Source organism: Streptomyces sp. NPDC015242 (genome assembly GCF_043079125.1).
GTDB lineage: Bacteria > Actinomycetota > Actinomycetes > Streptomycetales > Streptomycetaceae > Streptomyces.
The window spans coordinates 1,299,595-1,316,107 of the sequence record NZ_JBIBUF010000002.1 but is presented as its reverse complement, the minus strand read 5'-3'; the positions used below and the strand labels follow the sequence as shown (position 1 = coordinate 1,316,107).

At 73.1% G+C, this 16,513-nt stretch carries 14 protein-coding genes; 6 read left to right on the top strand and 8 right to left on the bottom strand.

Annotated features, from left to right (window positions below):
• The first annotated feature begins 65 nt into the window (after nt 1-65).
• The gene (gene hemB, locus ACF07N_RS11485; RefSeq protein WP_383336660.1) at nt 66-1,064 is read left to right on the top strand and encodes a porphobilinogen synthase; all 999 of its coding nucleotides are present in this window, start codon (nt 66-68) and stop codon (nt 1,062-1,064) included.
• Between the two features lie 15 nt (nt 1,065-1,079).
• Here the strand turns inward: hemB and ACF07N_RS11480 are convergent, their stop codons facing one another.
• A complete protein-coding gene (locus ACF07N_RS11480; RefSeq protein ID WP_392111003.1) occupies nt 1,080-1,808 on the bottom strand; it encodes a DUF4232 domain-containing protein in 729 nt (242 codons plus the stop codon).
• Between the two features lie 227 nt (nt 1,809-2,035).
• On the opposite strand from ACF07N_RS11480, the gene ACF07N_RS11475 reads away from it, so the two are divergent.
• The 3 genes from ACF07N_RS11475 (at nt 2,036) to ACF07N_RS11465 (ending at nt 5,988) form a co-directional block, all read left to right on the top strand.
• Entirely contained in the window at nt 2,036-3,613 is a 1,578-nt protein-coding gene (locus ACF07N_RS11475; RefSeq protein WP_392111000.1) for a helix-turn-helix domain-containing protein, read from the top strand.
• Between the two features lie 108 nt (nt 3,614-3,721).
• Nucleotides 3,722-4,624 carry an SAM-dependent methyltransferase gene (locus ACF07N_RS11470; protein WP_392110997.1) on the top strand — a complete coding sequence of 301 codons (903 nt, stop codon included), beginning with the start codon at nt 3,722-3,724 and terminating at the stop codon, nt 4,622-4,624.
• A 116-nt stretch (nt 4,625-4,740) separates the two neighbouring features.
• Nucleotides 4,741-5,988, top strand: coding sequence for a PLP-dependent aminotransferase family protein (locus tag ACF07N_RS11465; RefSeq protein ID WP_392110994.1), 1,248 nt, complete (start codon nt 4,741-4,743; stop codon nt 5,986-5,988).
• 10 nt (nt 5,989-5,998) lie between these two features.
• On the opposite strand, the gene ACF07N_RS11460 is transcribed toward ACF07N_RS11465, so the two are convergent.
• The 3 genes from ACF07N_RS11460 to ACF07N_RS11450 are packed head-to-tail and all read right to left on the bottom strand — an operon-like array spanning nt 5,999 to nt 8,654.
• On the bottom strand, nt 5,999-6,784 hold the full coding sequence (locus tag ACF07N_RS11460; protein WP_392110991.1) for a DUF4253 domain-containing protein: 786 nt from the start codon (nt 6,782-6,784) through the stop codon (nt 5,999-6,001).
• Between the two features lie 44 nt (nt 6,785-6,828).
• The gene (locus ACF07N_RS11455; protein ID WP_392110988.1) at nt 6,829-7,818 is read right to left on the bottom strand and encodes a DUF2690 domain-containing protein; all 990 of its coding nucleotides are present in this window, start codon (nt 7,816-7,818) and stop codon (nt 6,829-6,831) included.
• Nucleotides 7,815-8,654 (bottom strand): peptidoglycan-binding protein, encoded by an 840-nt coding sequence (locus ACF07N_RS11450; RefSeq protein WP_392110985.1) that lies wholly within the window; start codon nt 8,652-8,654, stop codon nt 7,815-7,817. Before ACF07N_RS11450 ends, ACF07N_RS11455 begins: the two co-directional genes overlap by 4 nt.
• A 305-nt stretch (nt 8,655-8,959) precedes the next feature.
• Here ACF07N_RS11450 and ACF07N_RS11445 point away from each other — a divergent pair, with 305 nt between their 5' ends.
• On the top strand, nt 8,960-9,343 hold the full coding sequence (locus tag ACF07N_RS11445) for a peptidase inhibitor family I36 protein (RefSeq protein WP_392110982.1): 384 nt from the start codon (nt 8,960-8,962) through the stop codon (nt 9,341-9,343).
• A 77-nt stretch (nt 9,344-9,420) separates the two neighbouring features.
• Here the strand turns inward: ACF07N_RS11445 and argS are convergent, their stop codons facing one another.
• Nucleotides 9,421-11,184, bottom strand: a complete 1,764-nt coding sequence (gene argS / locus ACF07N_RS11440) for an arginine--tRNA ligase (protein ID WP_392110979.1) — start codon at nt 11,182-11,184, stop codon at nt 9,421-9,423.
• Between the two features lie 148 nt (nt 11,185-11,332).
• Between argS and lysS the strand changes: the two genes are divergently transcribed.
• Entirely contained in the window at nt 11,333-13,075 is a 1,743-nt protein-coding gene (gene lysS, locus ACF07N_RS11435) for a lysine--tRNA ligase (protein WP_392110976.1), read from the top strand.
• 69 nt (nt 13,076-13,144) lie between these two features.
• On the opposite strand, the gene ACF07N_RS11430 is transcribed toward lysS, so the two are convergent.
• The 3 genes from ACF07N_RS11430 to ACF07N_RS11420 form a co-directional block, all read right to left on the bottom strand.
• Nucleotides 13,145-14,488, bottom strand: a complete 1,344-nt coding sequence (locus tag ACF07N_RS11430; protein WP_392110973.1) for a DUF2637 domain-containing protein — start codon at nt 14,486-14,488, stop codon at nt 13,145-13,147.
• 124 nt (nt 14,489-14,612) lie between these two features.
• Nucleotides 14,613-15,494 (bottom strand): DUF3558 family protein, encoded by an 882-nt coding sequence (locus ACF07N_RS11425; RefSeq protein ID WP_392110970.1) that lies wholly within the window; start codon nt 15,492-15,494, stop codon nt 14,613-14,615.
• Between the two features lie 135 nt (nt 15,495-15,629).
• On the bottom strand, nt 15,630-16,460 hold the full coding sequence (locus ACF07N_RS11420; RefSeq protein ID WP_392110967.1) for a DUF3558 domain-containing protein: 831 nt from the start codon (nt 16,458-16,460) through the stop codon (nt 15,630-15,632).
• Nucleotides 16,461-16,513 lie beyond the last annotated feature (53 nt).

Sequence of the window (16,513 nt, the reverse complement as noted above, 5' to 3'; positions counted from 1 at the left end):
GCCCGGCCGCCCCGCCGACAGTGCGTCGGCATCGGGGCTCCGGGGGCGGGCGTAGCGTAGAGGGCATGACGACGTACGGATCATTTCCCGGTGCGCGGCCGCGGCGGCTGCGGAGCAACCCCGTGATGCGTCGGATGGTCGCCGAGACCCGGCTGCACCCGGCCGATCTCATCCTTCCGGCCTTCGTGCGCGAGGGCGTCAGCGAACCGGTGCCGATCGGGGCCATGCCCGGGGTCGTGCAGCACACCCGGGACAGTCTGAAGAAGGCCGCCGCCGAGGCCGTCGCCGCGGGGATCTCCGGGATCATGCTCTTCGGTGTGCCGGAGGAGTCGAAGAAGGACGCGCTCGGGACGCCGGGTACCGACCCGGACGGCATCCTCCAGGTCGCCCTGCGGGACGTGCGCGCCGAGGTCGGCGACGACCTGCTCGTCATGTCCGACCTGTGCCTCGACGAGACGACCGACCACGGCCACTGCGGGGTGCTGGACGCGCAGGGGCGGGTCGACAACGACGCGACCCTGGAGCGGTACGCCGAGATGGCCCAGGTGCAGGCCGACGCCGGGGCCCATGTGGTCGGCCCCAGCGGCATGATGGACGGCCAGATCGGCGTCGTCCGGGACGCCCTGGACCAGATCGGGCGGGAGGACGTCGCCGTCCTCGCCTACACCGCGAAGTACGCCTCCGCCTTCTACGGGCCCTTCCGCGAGGCCGTCGGCTCCTCGCTCCAGGGGGACCGCAAGACCTACCAGCAGGACCCGGCCAACGCGCGCGAGTCCCTGCGCGAGCTCGCCCTCGACCTGGAGGAGGGCGCCGACATGGTGATGGTCAAGCCGGCCGGGCCCTACCTGGACATCCTCGCCCGGGTCGCGGACGCCGTGGACGTGCCCGTCGCCGCCTACCAGATCTCCGGCGAGTACTCGATGATCGAGGCCGCCGCCGAGAAGGGCTGGATCGACCGCGACCGGGCGATCCTGGAGACCCTGACCGGGATCCGGCGGGCCGGGGCGCGGAACATCCTCACCTACTGGGCCACCGAGGTGGCCCAGAAGCTGAGGGATCAGTAGGACGGCGGGCCGGGCTCAGTACGACAGGGCCTGGTCCATGTCGCGCAGCCAGTACGTGACCGTGAGCGTGCTGTCGTAGTACACGCCCTTGGCCGGCAGGGACGGGATGGCCGAGGGGCCGCCGCTGCTGTTGGGCGTGCCGCCCTGGAAGCCGACCGTGAGCTTGCGGCCGGTGGTGCCGGCCTCGCCGCTGCCGTCGGCCGCCGACAGCAGGACACCCGCGTAGCCGGACTCACCGGGGGCCAGGGTCGTCACCGCCTGCGGCTGGGAGTCCTCGATCGGGCTCGGGGCCCACTGCATCTCGTCGAAGCGCAGCACCGGGTAGTAGGTGAGGTCGCAGGTCTTCGAGCCGGTGTTCTTGACCGTGATCAGCATGTGGTTGAGCGGGCGGGGCACCTCCTGGGCCGTGACGGTGGTGTTGGAGCCGTTGCAGATGACGCGCGTCTCGCCGGCGGGCTTGCCGGCCGTCCCGGTGGCCTTCGCGGCCGGCGTGCCGGTGGTGCCCTTCGCGCCCTTCGCGCCCTGGGAGGTCTGCTGTGCGTTCCCGGTGACGGATGCGTTCGCGGTGTCCTTCGCGGTGCCCTTCGTGGGCTCCGCCGCGGGGCGGTCCCCGGCGGTGCTCGCACCGGGCGCGACCGACGCGCTCGCCGCGGCGCCCTCGTTCTGCGTGCCCGTGCCGTCCTCGCACGCCGTGAGGGCGAGGGCGGCCAGGAGGGCGACGGGGAGGGCGTGGTACTTGCGCATGGCTGGGTTCCTTTCGGACAAAGGCAGGTGGGATGTGGGCCCAGGCGGGTCGCTCGACCGGCGGGCCGGGAGCGGCGTGCTTGGATGACCAGAGCTTGTGGGGTGTTCCGTCCCGGCCGCCACATCCGGCGGGCGATCCGGGATGCTGGAACGCCCGCACAGCCTTTGACCAGGGGAAACGGCCGTTCCCTGGAACGGCGGAACGGGACACGGGGGCGGGAGGACAGGTGTCGGAGAGCACGGCTGCGGCCGATTTCGCGGCGCTGCTGGGGGAGTTGAAGGAGCGTTCCGGGCTGAGCTACGGGGTGCTCGCCAAGCGGCTGCACATGAGTACGTCGACGCTGCACCGGTACTGCAACGGGGACGCCGTACCGGCCGACTACGCGCCCGTGGAGCGGCTCGCCCGGCTGTGCAAGGCGTCGCCCCAGGAACTGGTGGAGCTGCACCGGCGGTGGGTGCTGGCGGATGCGGGGCGGGGGCGGAAGGCGGCGGCGGCTGCCGGCGTGCCCGGGTCCGGGACGGCTGCGGCGGCCGGGGCCGGAGTGCTTGAGGGCGCTGGGGCCGGGGCGGCCGAGGGCGCCGGGGGCGATGTGGTCGGGGGCGCGGGGCGAGCGGATGAGGGCGCCGGGCGGGCCGACGAGGCGTCCGGGGAGCGGCGTTCGGTGCCGGGGGTGTCCGCGGAGGGGGCTCCGGGACCGGCAGCGGGAGATGCTCCGCAGGGGGCGCAGGAAGATGAAGGGGACCGGAGGGCTCAGGGCGATCAGGAGGCTCAGGAGGATCCGGGAGCCGGGCCGAAGCCCGCGGAGGTGAGGGCCGGCAGGGTCGCCGCCGGGCGGCGTGCGCGCCGTCCGCGTCCCGCCGTCCTGGCCGGCGTCGCCGCGGCCGTCGTCCTGGGCGGGGTCGGTCTCGCCGTGGCCGTGCCGTCCGGGGGGACCGACGGCGACGGGCGGCGCGGACCGGCGGCCGTGTCGGAAGGGAGCGCGCGGCCGGACGGTTCCGCGGTGGGCTCCGTGCCGCCCTCGGGCCGTGTCTCCGCCCGTCCCGGCCCCGATGAGGGGAAGGGAACGCAAGGGAAGGGCGAAGGCCCGGGGAAGGGAACCGTCGCCGGGTCCTCCGGGTCCGCCGGTGCCACCGCCTCGGCCACCGGCGCCGCTCGCCCGGGCCGCGACACCGCACCCGCCACCGGACCGGCCCCGCTCACCGTGAACACCGAGCCGCACGCCTGGCTGGACCCCTGCTCGCAGCACTACCTGGTGAATCAGCCGCCGGACCGCGTGGTCCCGCCGCCGCTGGAGCAGGACGCGCCGGGCTGGGTGGCGGCGATGGACGCCGTGCCGTCCGGGCAGCAGATGCTGAAGGTCACCGTGCAGGGGACCGGTGACGAGACCGTGGTCCTCAAGGGGCTGACGGTCCGGATGGCGGGCAAGCGCGCGCCGCTCGCCTGGAACGACTACGCCATGGGCTATCCGGGCGTGGGCTGCGGCGGCGGAGTGCCGGAGCGGTTCTTCACCGTCGCCCTGGACGCGGTGCGGCCCGCCCTCGTGCCGGAGGCGGGCCAGGACGACTTCCCGTTCAAGGTGAGCGAGTCGGACCCGGAGGTCTACTACGTCCAGGCCGACGCCTCCGCCTACGACGTCAGCTGGTACCTGGAGCTGCGGTGGTCCAGCGGCAGCAGGCAGGGCACGCTGACCGTGGACGACAAGGGCCGGCCCTTCCGCACGAGCGGCAACAACGGGCGCCCGGCCTACGAGTTCCCGCTCGGCGGCCAGAAGTGGGTGAAGGCGGGGACGTCAGAGGCGTCCTGACGGCCCGTCGGATCCGGGTGGGCGGGCACCAACGCGTCGCCCGGGTCGTTGGGTTGTCGACCGATGAAGTGGTCGTCGAGGCGACCACCTAGTACCCAGGAGACGTCCATGTCCGGTGACGCCCTCAGCCAGGACCCCGCCGAGCTGCGGAGGAGGATCGACAGCAGCAAGGCACACCCCGCGCGGGTCTACGACGTCTTCCTCGGCGGCAAGGACCACTACCCGGCGGACCGGGACGCGGCCGCCGCGGCGCTGGCCGCCAACCCGCGCGGGTACCTCGACGTGCGGCACAACAGGGACTTCCTGCGCCGCGCGGTGACCTCGCTGGTGGAGCGGGACGGTGTCCGGCAGTTCCTCGACATCGGGACCGGGCTGCCGACCGCCGAGAACGTGCACCAGATCGCGCAGCGCGTCGCACCCGACTCGCGTGTCGTGTACGTCGACAACGACCCCGTCGTGCTCGCCCACGCGCGCGCCCTGCTGACCAGCGGGCCCGAGGGGCGCACGGACTACATCGACGCCGACCTGCGCGACCCGGGCCGCATCCTCGAACAGGCCGCGAAGACGCTGGACTTCGACCGGCCCGTCGCGCTCTGCCTGGTGGCCGTCCTGCACTTCGTGGCGGACGACGAGGCGTATCCGCTGGTGCGGGAGCTGCTCGACGCGCTGCCCGCCGGCAGCCGGCTGGTGCTCAGCCACCTCACGGAGGATCTCAACCCCGAGAACATCCGCGCCGTCCAGCGGACCTACACCGAGCGGGGGTTCACCTTCGTGCTGCGCTCCCGGGCCGAGGTCGAGCGGTTCTTCACGGACAACGGGCTGGAGATCGCCGACCCGGGCGTCGTCCCCGCCCACCGCTGGCGCCCCGACCACGCGGCCCCGGTCCCGGACCAGCCGGGGGAGTCCTTCCTCGCCGGGCTCGACGACATCGAGAAGGTGCGGTACCGCGACATCAACGACGTCACGGACGCGGACATCAACGTCTACGCGGCGCTGGGGAACAAGGGCTGAGGCCGTGCCCCGGTCGTCCCGCCGGTCGCTGTCCGGATCGCGGAAAAGTTCTTGTAGGGCGCAGGTATGTCTCTAGGCTGCGGGCACGTCGTCGCCGTAGTCGAAGGAGCCGTGTCATGACCGTCGCCGAGCCCGTTGCCGTCCGCAGCCCCGTGCCGTCGCTCGCCGCGCGGGCTCGGGCTGTCGGGGGTTCGCCCGTGCGGGACATCCTCGCTGTCACCGCGCGCCCCGAGGTGATCAACTTCGCGGGTGGGCTGCCGGCGCCCGAGCTGTTCGACGCCGAGGGCATCGCGGAGTCCTTCCGGGCGGTGCTGGCCGAACAGCCCGCGCGGGCGCTGCAGTACTCCACCACCGAGGGCGAGCCCACGCTGCGGGCCGCCCTCGCCGCCCGGGCCACCGCCCGCGGCCTGCCCACCGGGCCCGACGACCTGCTCGTCACCACCGGCTCCCAGCAGGCCCTGTCCCTGCTGGCCACGGCGCTGCTCGAACCCGGGGACACCGTCCTGGTCGAGGACCCCTGCTACCTGGCCGCGCTCCAGGCCTTCGGCTTCGCCGGGGCCCGCGTCGTGCCCGTGCCCGGCGACGAGCACGGCCTCGACCCGCGGGCGCTGGAGGAGCTGGTCGGGCGCGAGCGGCCGAAACTGCTCTACACCGTGCCCACCTTCCAGAACCCCACCGGCCGCACCCTGCCCGCCGAGCGGCGCGAGGCCGTGGCCGCCGTCGCCGCCCGGCACGGGCTGTGGATCGTCGAGGACGACCCCTACGGCGAGCTGCGCTACGAGGGCGCCCGCGTGCCCTGGATCGCCTCCCTGCCGGGTGCCGAGGACCGCACGGTGCTGCTCGGCAGCTTCTCCAAGGTCATGGCCCCCGGACTGCGGCTGGGCTGGCTGCGCGCGCCCGGGGAGCTGCGGCGTGCCTGCGCCGTCGCCAAGCAGGCCGCCGACCTGCACACCCCGACCGTCAACCAGCTCGCCGCCGCCCGGTACCTCGCCGACCACGACCTCGACGCGCACGTCGCACGCGTCGCCGGCGTCTACCGCGCCCGCCGCGACGCCATGCTCGCCGGGCTGGCCGGGGCGCTGCCCGAGGGCTCGGTCTGGAACCGGCCCGAGGGCGGCATGTTCCTGTGGGCGCGGCTGCCACAGCCGTACGACACCACGGAGCTGCTGGCCCGGGTGGTGCGCCACGACGTGGCGTACGTCCCCGGCGCCCCCTTCTACGCGGGCCCGCCCGACCGGACGACCCTGCGGCTGTGCTTCGTGACGCAGACCCCGCAGGAGATCGGCGAAGGGCTGCGCCGGCTGCGGTCGGGGCTGGCCGGGGGACCGGCGGACGGGCTCGGGGAGGGAGGGCCGCAGGGCTGAACCGCCCGGGTCAGTCCCACCAGAAGTGCCACGTCCGCCGGCCGAGGACCTGCTGCTCGGCGTAGGCCCGCAGCGTCGGGTCGGCGCCGTGCCGGACGTTGCCCGGACAGAAGGCGAAGTGCTCGGCGGCGACGGCCCGCGCGTCGGCCAGCGTGGTGGGCGGGGCGGCGACCGAGACCAGCAGCTGGTCGAAGCCGAGCCCCGTGACGCGTATGCCGAACCGGTCCTCCCAGTCGCGCAGGACCGCGCCGAGCCGCGCCGGGTCGGCCTCGTGGTGCACCGCGCCCGTCCAGCCGATCGCCGCGGGGACGTCGGCGCTGCGGCGGGCCGGGACGAGGGCGAGGCGCGGGTCCTTCAGCGGGCCGCCGTCGTCCACGAGCGTGTCCGTCACCTCGGCGGCCACCTCGTCCGGATCCCGGTGCGCGGGCGGCGCCGTGTCCGCGCCGGGCCAGGGATCGCCGTCCGCGGCATGGCGCGCCCAGTGCTCCGCCAGGACCTCCTCGGCGTCGTGGTCCCCCGGGTACGACACGCCCGCGGGCGCCAGCTCCCAGCGGTCCGGGCCGCCGTGGCCACCCCCCACGTCGAGCACGACCGGCAGCAGGCCGCTGCGCCGGGCCGGCTCCAGCAGCTCCCGGTCTCCCGGCCGGGACCGCTCCCGCGCACACCACAGCAACGGCTCGTGCCAGGACCCCGCGTCGGTGGTGTCGACGAGCACGCCCGCGGGCAGCCGCAGGCCGAGCGCGCGGCCACCGGGGTCGGCCGCCAGCGTGGGAAGAGGGTTCGGGAGAGTCGCCATGGGGGTGACTGTAGGGCCGGGCACCGACAACCCGGCCGGCCGCGTCACACGCCCGCCTCGAAGCACTCGCCACCGGCGCCCGTCACCGGGCGGAAGCACGCGCGGAGCTTCGTGCCGGGGCGTGCCGCGGTCATGGGCGTGTAGACGTACGACTGCGCCGCCAGGCCGTCCCGGATCTCGGCGGAGTGCGGACGGCCGCCCCCGGGCCCGTCCAGTTCCAGACGGTCGCCGATGCGGGTGCTCCACATGCGCGCCCAGCCGGCCCCGCACGCGGCGCTGTAGCGCAGTTCGAGGTGGGCCCCCGTGGACGTGCGGTGCGAGGCGAGGGTGCGCGGGGCCGTGCCGCACTTCATGAGCATCGGGCTGCTGCCCTCGCAGGCGGCCCCCCGGCAGCGGGGTGCCGGGACCGACGGCGAGGCCGGGACCGGGCGGGGCTCCGTGGACTGGCCGGCGAGCAGCACCAGCGCGACCGAGAGGCCGCCGGCCGCCAGCGCGCAGAGCGCGGCCAGCACCGCCATGAAACGGCCCCGGCCGCCCGCCCGCCGGCCCCGGACCAGGAACGCGGGACGAACTCCGGGCTCCCGCGTGGACGGTGGGGGCGTGGACGGTAAGGGCGAGGGCGGCGAGGGCGGGGGCGGTTGCGGTGACGGTGACCGTGGTGACGGTGCTGGTGGTGACGGCGACCGTGGTGACCGTGCTCGTGGTGGCGATGGGGACTCCGGTGGGCGTGCGGCCCGCGGGGCCTCGGTGCCGGGCGGCCGGGCGGCGGCGCGCCCGCTCCACTCCGACTCCGCCAGCTCCCACAGCGCCAGGCACCGGCCCTCCGGCTCGCCCGCCAGGCGGCACAGTTCCCGCACCGCCTGGCCCGGCGGCAGCGTCTTGCCGTTGAGGTACCGCTCCCAGGACGACTTGCTGAAGGCCGTCTTCGCGGCCAGGGCCGCCAGGCTCAGGCCCGTGCCGTCCCTCAACTCCCGCATGCGGCACACCAGCCGGGCGCGTTCCGGGGGCAGCCCGGCCGGCGGGGTCGGTGTCATTCCCGCAGCGCCTTCCAGGTGTGGGGGCCGATGATGCCGTCCACCACCAGCCCGGACCGCTTCTGCAGGCCGCGGACCGCGCGTTCCGTGTGCGGGCCGAAGATGCCGTCCACGACACCGGGCGCGAGACCCGCCTCCCGCAGCAGGCACTGGGCCTCGGCGACCTCGGGTCCCGCGTGGCCCTTCGCCAGGATGGCCTTCATGGTGCGGCTGTTGCCCGCGTACCAGCGGCCGTCGATCCGCTCCGAGCGGCAGGTGTACACCGGGCGGTCCGGCTCCCCGGCCGTTCCCGGGGCCGTCACCGCGGCCGAGGTGCCGGTGAGCGGCGGGGCGGCCGCCGTCTCCTCGCCGTCCGAGAGCCGCGCCGCCAGCAGGACCGCGGCGGCGACGGCCGCCACCAGCGCCACCGCGCCGGCGACCAGGGTGGCGCGCGGCACCCGCCCGCGCGAGCGGGACGGATCCGCCCGCGGCACCTCCCCCGCCCCCGATGGCGTCCCCGGATCCTCTCCCTCCGGCACCGCCTCTCCCGCCACGGCCGGTGGACGCGGCGCCGGGGCCCCGTCCGGGGATCTGCCCCACACCTCCGCCGCCACCTCGTGCAGCGCCAGCAGCCGGGCCGGGTCGTCGTCCCCGAGCCGGGCGATCGCCTCCACGGCCTCCCGGGGCGGCAGTGCCCTGCCCGACAGGTACCGCTCCCAGGACGAGGTGCTGTAGCCCGTCCTGGCGGCCAGCCGGCGCAGGCTCAGTCCGCTGCGGTCCTTGACCCGGCGCAGCGCCACCACCAACTGGCGGACCCTCGGGTCGAGTTCTCCGGGCAGCCCTTTCCAACGCGACATGTTTCCCCCACTCGCGTCCGCAGGACCGTGGTCAGCGTCCCGTCCCGCCGCATTCTGCATCAGCGTCCACGCGGAGCCCCACCCATCGGTTCCGTTGCCCCCTCCGGCCCCTCCCTATTCGGCCACCCCTCACCGCGGGCGTCCCGCCGTACCGTCCCGGCGGGCGGTGTCCGCGCAGGTCAGCGGCTGGGACGTCCCGCGCGGACGTCACTTGCGCGGCGGCGGTGGCGTCCCGGGCCCCGAGCGCCGCACTCTCGATACCGAGCCGGCCGGTCCGGTCGGCCGACCACGAAGGGGGACACACCATGCGCATGTCCGACAAGCTCGCCGTCATGGCCGGGGGGATCGCGCTGACCGGCGGTCTGCTGGCCGGCACCGCGGGCACGGCCGGTGCGGCGGAGACAGCGCCGCAGGCCGCCTCGGACTGTCCGTCCGGCTGGTTCTGCGTCTGGGCCGGGCAGAACTACACCGGCCGCATGCAGAAGGTCGCCGGCACCAACAGGGACCTGACGCAGTACGCCGTGTTCCAGAGCTTCAAGTCCTGGTACAACCACGGCGCGTCCTGCGACTTCAAGTGGTTCTCGGAGAAGAACCACGGCGGGTCCAGCGGCGTCGTCCCGCGGGGCTACAAGGAGACCGGCAGCGTCAGCCGCTACATGAAGTCCAACACGTGGGTCAACTGCAGCTGATCCACGGCTCCTGAGAAACGCCGAGGGCGGCACTCACGGGGGAGTGCCGCCCTCGGTCCGTGCGTGACGGGCCGGACTCAGAGCCGCTCGGGCGTCCGGATGCCCAGCAGGGACATGCCCCGGTGCAGGGTGCGGGCCGTGATGTCGCACAGGAACAGACGGTTCTCCACCTGCTGCGGCGTCTCGGCCTTCAGCACCGGGCACTTGTCGTAGAACGTCGTGTACAGCGACGCCAGCTGGTACAGGTACGCCGTCATCTTGTGCGGGGCGTACTCCCTCGCCGCCTCCGTCACCGTCTCCGCGAACGCGTCCAGGTGCAGGCCCAGGGCGCGCTCGGCCGCGTGCAGCTCCAGCTCCGGGTGCGCGGCGGGCCGCACCTCGCCGGCCTTGCGCAGGATCGACTGGATCCGGGCGTAGGCGTACTGCAGGTAGACCGACGTGTCGCCGTTGAGCGAGACCATCTGGTCCAGGTCGAACTTGTAGTCCCGGTTGGCCGACGTCGACAGGTCCGCGTACTTCACCGCGCCGACCCCCACCTGGGCGCCCCGCTCGGCGATCTCCTCCTCGGAGAGGTCCTGGGCCTTCTCCCGGACCACCGCCGAGGCGCGGTCGATCGCCTCGTCCAGCAGGTCGACCAGACGGACCGTCTCGCCCTCACGGGTCTTGAACGGCTTGCCGTCCTTGCCGAGGACCGTGCCGAAGGCCAGCTGGTACGCCTTCACGTCGTCGTTGAGCCAGCCGGCCTTGCGGGCCGTCTCGAAGACCATCTTGAAGTGCAGGGACTGGCGGGCGTCCACCACGTAGATCAGCGAGTCGGCCTTCAGGTGGAAGACGCGGTCCCGGATCGCCGACAGGTCCGTCGCCGCGTAGCCGTAGCCGCCGTCCGACTTCTGCACGATCAGCGGGACCGGCTTGCCGTCTGGGCCCTTGATGTCGTCGAAGAACACGCACAGCGCGCCCTCCGAGCGGACCGCCACACCGGACTCCTCCAGCAGGCGGCAGGTCTCGGCGAGCATGTCGTTGTAGCCGGACTCGCCGACGATGTCCGCGTCACGGATCTCCATGTCCAGCTTCTCGAAGACGGAGAAGAAGTAGATCTTCGACTCGTCGACGAACTTCTGCCACATGGCGAGGGTCTTCTCGTCGCCCGCCTGGAGGTCCACCACCCGGCGCCGGGCGCGCGTCTTGAACTCCTCGTCCGAGTCGAACAGCTTGCGCGAGGCCTTGTAGAGGCGGTCGAGGTTCGACATCGCCTCCTCGCCGGACACCTCGGCCGAGTCGTGGTCCAGCTCGTGCGGGTGCTCGTCCAGGTACTGGATGAGCATGCCGAACTGGGTGCCCCAGTCGCCGATGTGGTGACGGCGGACCACGTTCTCGCCGGTGAACTCCAGCAGTTGCACCACCGCGTCGCCGATCACCGCGGACCGCAGGTGACCGACGTGCATCTCCTTCGCCACGTTCGGCTGCGCGTAGTCGATCACCGTGGTGCCCGGGTGCTCGGCGAGAGGCACGCCGAGGCGGCCCGTGTCGTCCGCGTACCGCGCGGACAAATTCTCGGTGATCGCCTTGTCGGAGACGGTGATGTTGAGGAAGCCGGGGCCGGACACCTCGATGTCCCGCAGCAGCTCGCCCGACTCCACCCGGGCGACGACCTGCGTCGCCAGCTCCCGCGGGTTCGCCTTCGCCTTCTTGGCGAGGGCGAGGATCCCGTTGGCCTGGAAGTCCGCCCGGTCGCTTCGTCGCAGCAGCGGGTCCGCGGAGCCGGCCTGCGGCAGAGCTGCCGACAGGGCCGCCGCGAGGCGCTGGTGGACGGAGTCGCTGAGGGACGTGACCGAGGCCATGGGCGAGGGTGCCGTTCTCCTGGGGGATTCGATGGACCCGGCCAGTATCCCATGGGGGTAAAGCCGTTTTTCCGGGCGCGCGGCGGTCTGGGACAATGAGGCGGTCAGCCGTGCGACCGTACCGGCTGCCCGATGCAGAAAGAAGGACGTGCCGATCGTGGCTCAGAGCACCGAGACCACCGACTGGGTCTCCCGTTTCGCGGATGAGGTCATCGAGGAGTCGGAGCGCCGGGCCCCGGGCAAACCCGTCGTCGTCGCGTCCGGCCTCTCCCCGTCGGGCCCCATCCACCTCGGCAACCTCCGCGAGGTCATGACCCCGCACCTCGTCGCCGACGAGATCCGCCGCCGGGGCCACCAGGTGCGCCACCTGATCTCCTGGGACGACTACGACCGCTACCGCAAGGTGCCCAAGGGCATCGCCGGAGTGGACGAGGAGGAGTGGCAGGCGCACATCGGCAAGCCGCTGACGTCCGTGCCCGCGCCGAAGGGCTCCGCGCACCCGAACTGGGCCGAGCACTTCAAGGCCGCGATGATCGAGTCGCTGGCCGAGCTCGGCGTGGAGTTCGACGGGATCAGCCAGACCGAGCAGTACACCTCCGGCGCCTACCGCGAGCAGATCCTGCACGCCATGAAGCACCGCGGCGACATCGACGCCGTGCTGGACCAGTACCGCACCAAGAAGGCCCCCGCCAAGAAGCAGCAGAAGCCCTTGGACGAGGCCGAGCTGGAGGCCGCCGAGGGCTCCGGCGCGGCTGCCGAGGACGACGGCAGCTCCGGCTCCGCCGGCTACTTCCCGTACAAGCCGTACTGCGGCAACTGCGAGAAGGACCTCACCACCGTCACGTCCTACGACGACGACTCCACCGAGCTGACCTACGCCTGCACCGCGTGCGGCTTCTCGGAGACGGTCCGGCTGAACGAGTTCAACCGGGGCAAGCTGGTCTGGAAGGTCGACTGGCCCATGCGGTGGGCCTACGAGGGCGTGATCTTCGAGCCCTCCGGCGTCGACCACTCCTCGCCGGGCTCGTCGTTCCAGGTCGGCGGGCAGATCGTCGGGATCTTCGGCGGCAAGCAGCCCATCGGCCCGATGTACGCCTTCGTCGGCATCTCCGGCATGGCGAAGATGTCCTCCTCCAAGGGCGGTGTGCCCACCCCGGCCGACGCCCTGCAGATCATGGAGCCGCAGCTGCTGCGCTGGCTGTACGCCCGCCGCCGCCCCAACCAGTCCTTCAAGGTCGCCTTCGACCAGGAGATCCAGCGGCTCTACGACGAGTGGGACCGGCTCGACGCCAAGGTCGCCGACGGCAGCGCCCTGCCGGCCGACGTGGCCGCGCACTCCCGCGCGGTGCGCACGGCCGCCGGTGAGCTGCCGCGCACGCCCCGCCCGCTGCCGTACCGGACGCTCGCGTCCGTCGCGGACATCACCGCTGGGCACGAGGACCAGGCGCTGCGCATCCTCAGCGAACTCGACCCGGAGCAGCCGCTGACCTCGCTCGACGAGGCCCGCCCGCGCTACGACAAGGCCGAGGCGTGGATCAACACGCACGTCCCGGCCGACCAGCGCACCATCGTGCGCGACGAGCCCGACACCGAGCTGCTGAAGTCGCTCGACGAGCAGGGCCGCGAGTCGCTGCGGCTGCTGCTCGACGGACTGGCCGACCACTGGTCGCTCGACGGGCTGACCCACCTCGTCTACGGCGTGCCCAAGGTGCAGGCCGGGTTCTCCGCCGACGCCACGCCGAAGGAACTGCCGCCGGAGATCAAGACCGCCCAGCGGTCCTTCTTCGCGCTGCTGTACCACCTGCTCGTCGGGCGGGACACCGGGCCGCGGCTGCCCACGCTGCTGCTCGCGGTCGGGCAGGACCGGGTGCGGGCCCTGCTGGGCCAGTAGGCACAGGGACGGCGAAGAGAAGAGGGGCCCTCGTCCGAGGGCCCCTCTTCTCCGTTCCTGTCCTCGCCGTCAGGCGATGTGGTCCTCCTCCAGCTCCGCCGAGTGCCGCTTCTGGAAGCGCTCCACGAGGGACTTCAGCTCCCCGGGGCTCAGCGTCGTGCCGTAGGTGGCCTGGATGTTGTCGCCCAGGGCGCGCGGCGTCGGGTAGCTGCCGTCGATCGACTGGCGGAACACCTGGTAGTACGCCTCCTCGTCCGGCTCCGGGGCCGGAGGCGTGCCGCCGCCCTCGCCCAGCTCCCGCGTACGGTTCGGGCCCACCGGGATCGGGAAGCTGCCCGTGTCCTCCGGGGACGGGGGCTCACGGTCGTACTCGGGCTGGTACTGCTCCGCCTCCTGCTGCTCCGCGATCCACTGCGCGTAGTGCTCGGCCGGGTCGTAGTCCGGGTCGTAGCCGCCCTGGTACTCGACCTCGCGCGGGGTGTTGAACCACGGGCTCTGGTCCGGCTCGGGCTCCGGGTCCCGGTACTCCGGGTCGTACTCCGGGTCCGGGTACTGCGCGCCCCGGTGCTCCGCGCCCCGGTGCTCCGCGCCCCGGTGCTCCGGGTCGCGGTACTGCGGATCCGGTCCGCCGCCGAGTTCCAGGCGCTGCTCGCCGGCGGGCGCCTGGGGCCGCGGCCCGGGCGCTGTCCGGACGCCACGGTGGCCGGCCGTCACCTCCGCCTGCGGCGGGGGCGGGGGGATCAGCGCCGGCTCGATGCCCGCCGCCGCCAGACCCGCCGGGGCCGTCTCCGCCAGCGGCACGCCGTACCGCGCCAGGCGCAGCGGCATCAGCGACTCCACCGGCGCCTTGCGGCGCCAGGCCCGGCCGAAACGGGAACGCAGCCGCGCCTGGTACACCAGGCGCTCCTGCTCCAGCTTGATCACCTGCTCGTAGGAGCGCAGCTCCCACAGCTTCATCCGGCGCCACAGCAGGAACGTCGGGACCGGCGACAGCATCCAGCGGGTGAGCCGGACGCCCTCCATGTGCTTGTCGGCCGTGATGTCGGCGATGCGGCCGATCGCGTGCCGGGCCGCCTCGACCGAGACGACGAAGAGGATCGGGATCACACCGTGCATGCCCACGCCGAGCGGATCCGGCCAGGCCGCCGCGCCGTTGAAGGCGATCGTGGCCGCCGTCAGTAGCCAGGCCGTCTGGCGCAGCAGGGGGAACGGGATCCTGATCCACGTCAGGAGCAGGTCCAGGGCCAGCAGGACGCAGATACCCGCGTCGATGCCGATCGGGAAGACGTAGGAGAAGTCCCCGAAGCCCTTCTTGAGGGCCAACTCGCGGACCGCCGCGTACGAACCGGCGAAGCCGATGCCGGCGATGATCACGGCACCGGCCACGACCACGCCGATGAGAACGCGGTGCATCCGAGTCAGCTGCAGTGGCGCGGCCACCCGTACTCCCCTCCCCTTGCGTGTTGTTGCGCGCAACAGGGTGGCACATGTGTACGGGGAACGGGTGGCCGGATCCCGCCGGGCTTGTCCGGCAGAGCTACGCGGACTTCCGGGACGGCGACTTCGACGCGGCCTTCGACGGCTCGTCCGAGGCCTCCCCGGACGCCGGCTTCGAGGCCGACTCCGACGGGACCTTCGACGCCGACTTCGACGGGGAGCCGCTCGCCTTGCCGCCGCCCGGCCCGTTGGCCTCGGACACCGCCTCGACGGCCTCCTTGGCGGCCTTCTTCGCGTCCTTCAGCAGCTCGGAGGCGCTCGGCGTCTTGTCGCCCGCCAGGCCCGCACCGTTGTAGTCGACGGTGACGACGACGTTCTCGACGCGCGCCACGATCGTCTGCTGCTTGAAGGTGCCTTCCTTCTTCTTCAGGTCGTACTGGACGGCCGTCGCCTGGTCGCCCGTCCCGGACACCGGCTCGGACTTCACGCCCTTGGCGTCCTCCGCGGCCTGCGCGTCCTGGACCTGCTTCTCGTAGTACTCCTGCGCCAGCTTGTCGGCCGGGCCCCGGGTCACGTCCGACTCGAACCGCAGCATCGACACGTTCAGCCAGCGGAACTGCGAACCCTTGACGCCGTTGTTGTCGAGGCTGTTCCAGGAGCAGCCGGCGCGCGTCGAGATGTCGTCCGACTTGCCCTCCTTGCCCGACTTGCTCTCCGGGACGAGGTCCTCCAGCGTCTTCTTCGACAACGCCTTGCACGGCTCCGGCAGCTTGCCGTACGCCGCCGCCTCCACGGTCGGCGACGGGCTCGCGGACGCCGACGCGGCGGCCTTCTCGGCCTTGTCCGAGCTCTCCCCGGAGCCGGAGTCCGAGGAGCAGCCGGCGGCGACCAGCATCACGGGGACGGCGGCCGCGCAGACAAGGACGCGACCCAGGCGCTTCGCTCGCTGCTCTCGCTTCTCTCGCTGTGCTCGTCGCTGCATGGTTCCTTCACTCATGACGCTCGTGGTTCCCTGCGGTCGGAACGGGGTCCGAGTGGTCACCGTACGCGGTGAGGCGGCGGTGTGGTCGTCCTTCGCGCTCTTCGCGGCGGACCGTGAAGGGCCCGTGAAAGGGCCTCAGTCGCTCAGCGAGTCCGCCAGCCGCGAAGCCAGTTTCTGGGCCCTGTCCTGCATTTCCTTGCTGTCCGGGACCACGCCCACGGTCGCCGGCTGCTCCGCGTACTCGATGGTCACGATGACGTTGGACGTGCGGAACGCCACAGTCACCGTCCGCTGCTTGGCGGTCGAACCGGAACTGCTCAGCTCGTCGTCGAGGAACGCCTCGTCGCCGAGTTCCTCCAGCACGCGCGGCCGCAGCTCCGTCGGGGCGGCGGACGCCGACGGCGAGGACGATCCGGACGCCGAGGAGGAACCGGACGGCGACGGGGAGCCGCTCGGAGCCGCTGAGGCGCCGCCCGCCGGGGTGCTGCCCGCGTCCGCCGTCTGCGTGGTGGTCGGCTCGGGCAGATGGGCCGCCGCCTCCCGCTCCGCGAACAGCTGCTCCGCCTGAGTGTCGTCACTGACGGCGTTGTCGTAGGAGACGACCCGCTCGAAGTCGACGAGCAGGTGGTCGGTGGCCTCCCGGGAGTCGACCTTCCAGCGGCAGCCGACCTTGCGGTCCGTGTCGAAGGTGCTCGTCGGCACGCCCTCGTAGGCCTTCTCGCGCTGCTCGGCGTCGCCGATCTGCCGGATCCCGGGCAGGAGTTCGTCGAGGGTGCCCTCGCCGACCGCGGTGCAGGGCTCGGGCAGTGTGCGGTAGCGGCCCGGCTCGGCGGCGGGCGACGCCGTGCCGGTGTCGCCCGGATTGGAGTCGTCCGTGGTGCCGCCGTCGCCCGAACCGCCGGTGCAGCCGGCCAGCAGCGCCGCGAGGAGTGCGGCGATACCGGACGCGTACGCCTTCCGTTGCACGTGGTGGCTCCTCTCGACGCGGAAATCGGCTTGCCGCCCGGGGGCGGCCGATG

What these genes read in the sequence shown, in the direction of transcription:
- hemB (WP_383336660.1), top strand. Translation starts at nt 66, where the DNA reads ATGACGACGTACGGATCATTTCCCGGTGCGCGGCCGCGGCGGCTGCGG.
- ACF07N_RS11480 (WP_392111003.1), bottom strand. Translation starts at nt 1,808, where the DNA reads ATGCGCAAGTACCACGCCCTCCCCGTCGCCCTCCTGGCCGCCCTCGCC.
- ACF07N_RS11470 (WP_392110997.1), top strand. Translation starts at nt 3,722, where the DNA reads ATGTCCGGTGACGCCCTCAGCCAGGACCCCGCCGAGCTGCGGAGGAGG.
- ACF07N_RS11465 (WP_392110994.1), top strand. Translation starts at nt 4,741, where the DNA reads ATGACCGTCGCCGAGCCCGTTGCCGTCCGCAGCCCCGTGCCGTCGCTC.
- ACF07N_RS11460 (WP_392110991.1), bottom strand. Translation starts at nt 6,784, where the DNA reads ATGGCGACTCTCCCGAACCCTCTTCCCACGCTGGCGGCCGACCCCGGT.
- ACF07N_RS11455 (WP_392110988.1), bottom strand. Translation starts at nt 7,818, where the DNA reads ATGACACCGACCCCGCCGGCCGGGCTGCCCCCGGAACGCGCCCGGCTG.
- ACF07N_RS11450 (WP_392110985.1), bottom strand. Translation starts at nt 8,654, where the DNA reads ATGTCGCGTTGGAAAGGGCTGCCCGGAGAACTCGACCCGAGGGTCCGC.
- ACF07N_RS11445 (WP_392110982.1), top strand. Translation starts at nt 8,960, where the DNA reads ATGCGCATGTCCGACAAGCTCGCCGTCATGGCCGGGGGGATCGCGCTG.
- argS (WP_392110979.1), bottom strand. Translation starts at nt 11,184, where the DNA reads ATGGCCTCGGTCACGTCCCTCAGCGACTCCGTCCACCAGCGCCTCGCG.
- ACF07N_RS11430 (WP_392110973.1), bottom strand. Translation starts at nt 14,488, where the DNA reads ATGCACCGCGTTCTCATCGGCGTGGTCGTGGCCGGTGCCGTGATCATC.
- ACF07N_RS11425 (WP_392110970.1), bottom strand. Translation starts at nt 15,494, where the DNA reads ATGCAGCGACGAGCACAGCGAGAGAAGCGAGAGCAGCGAGCGAAGCGC.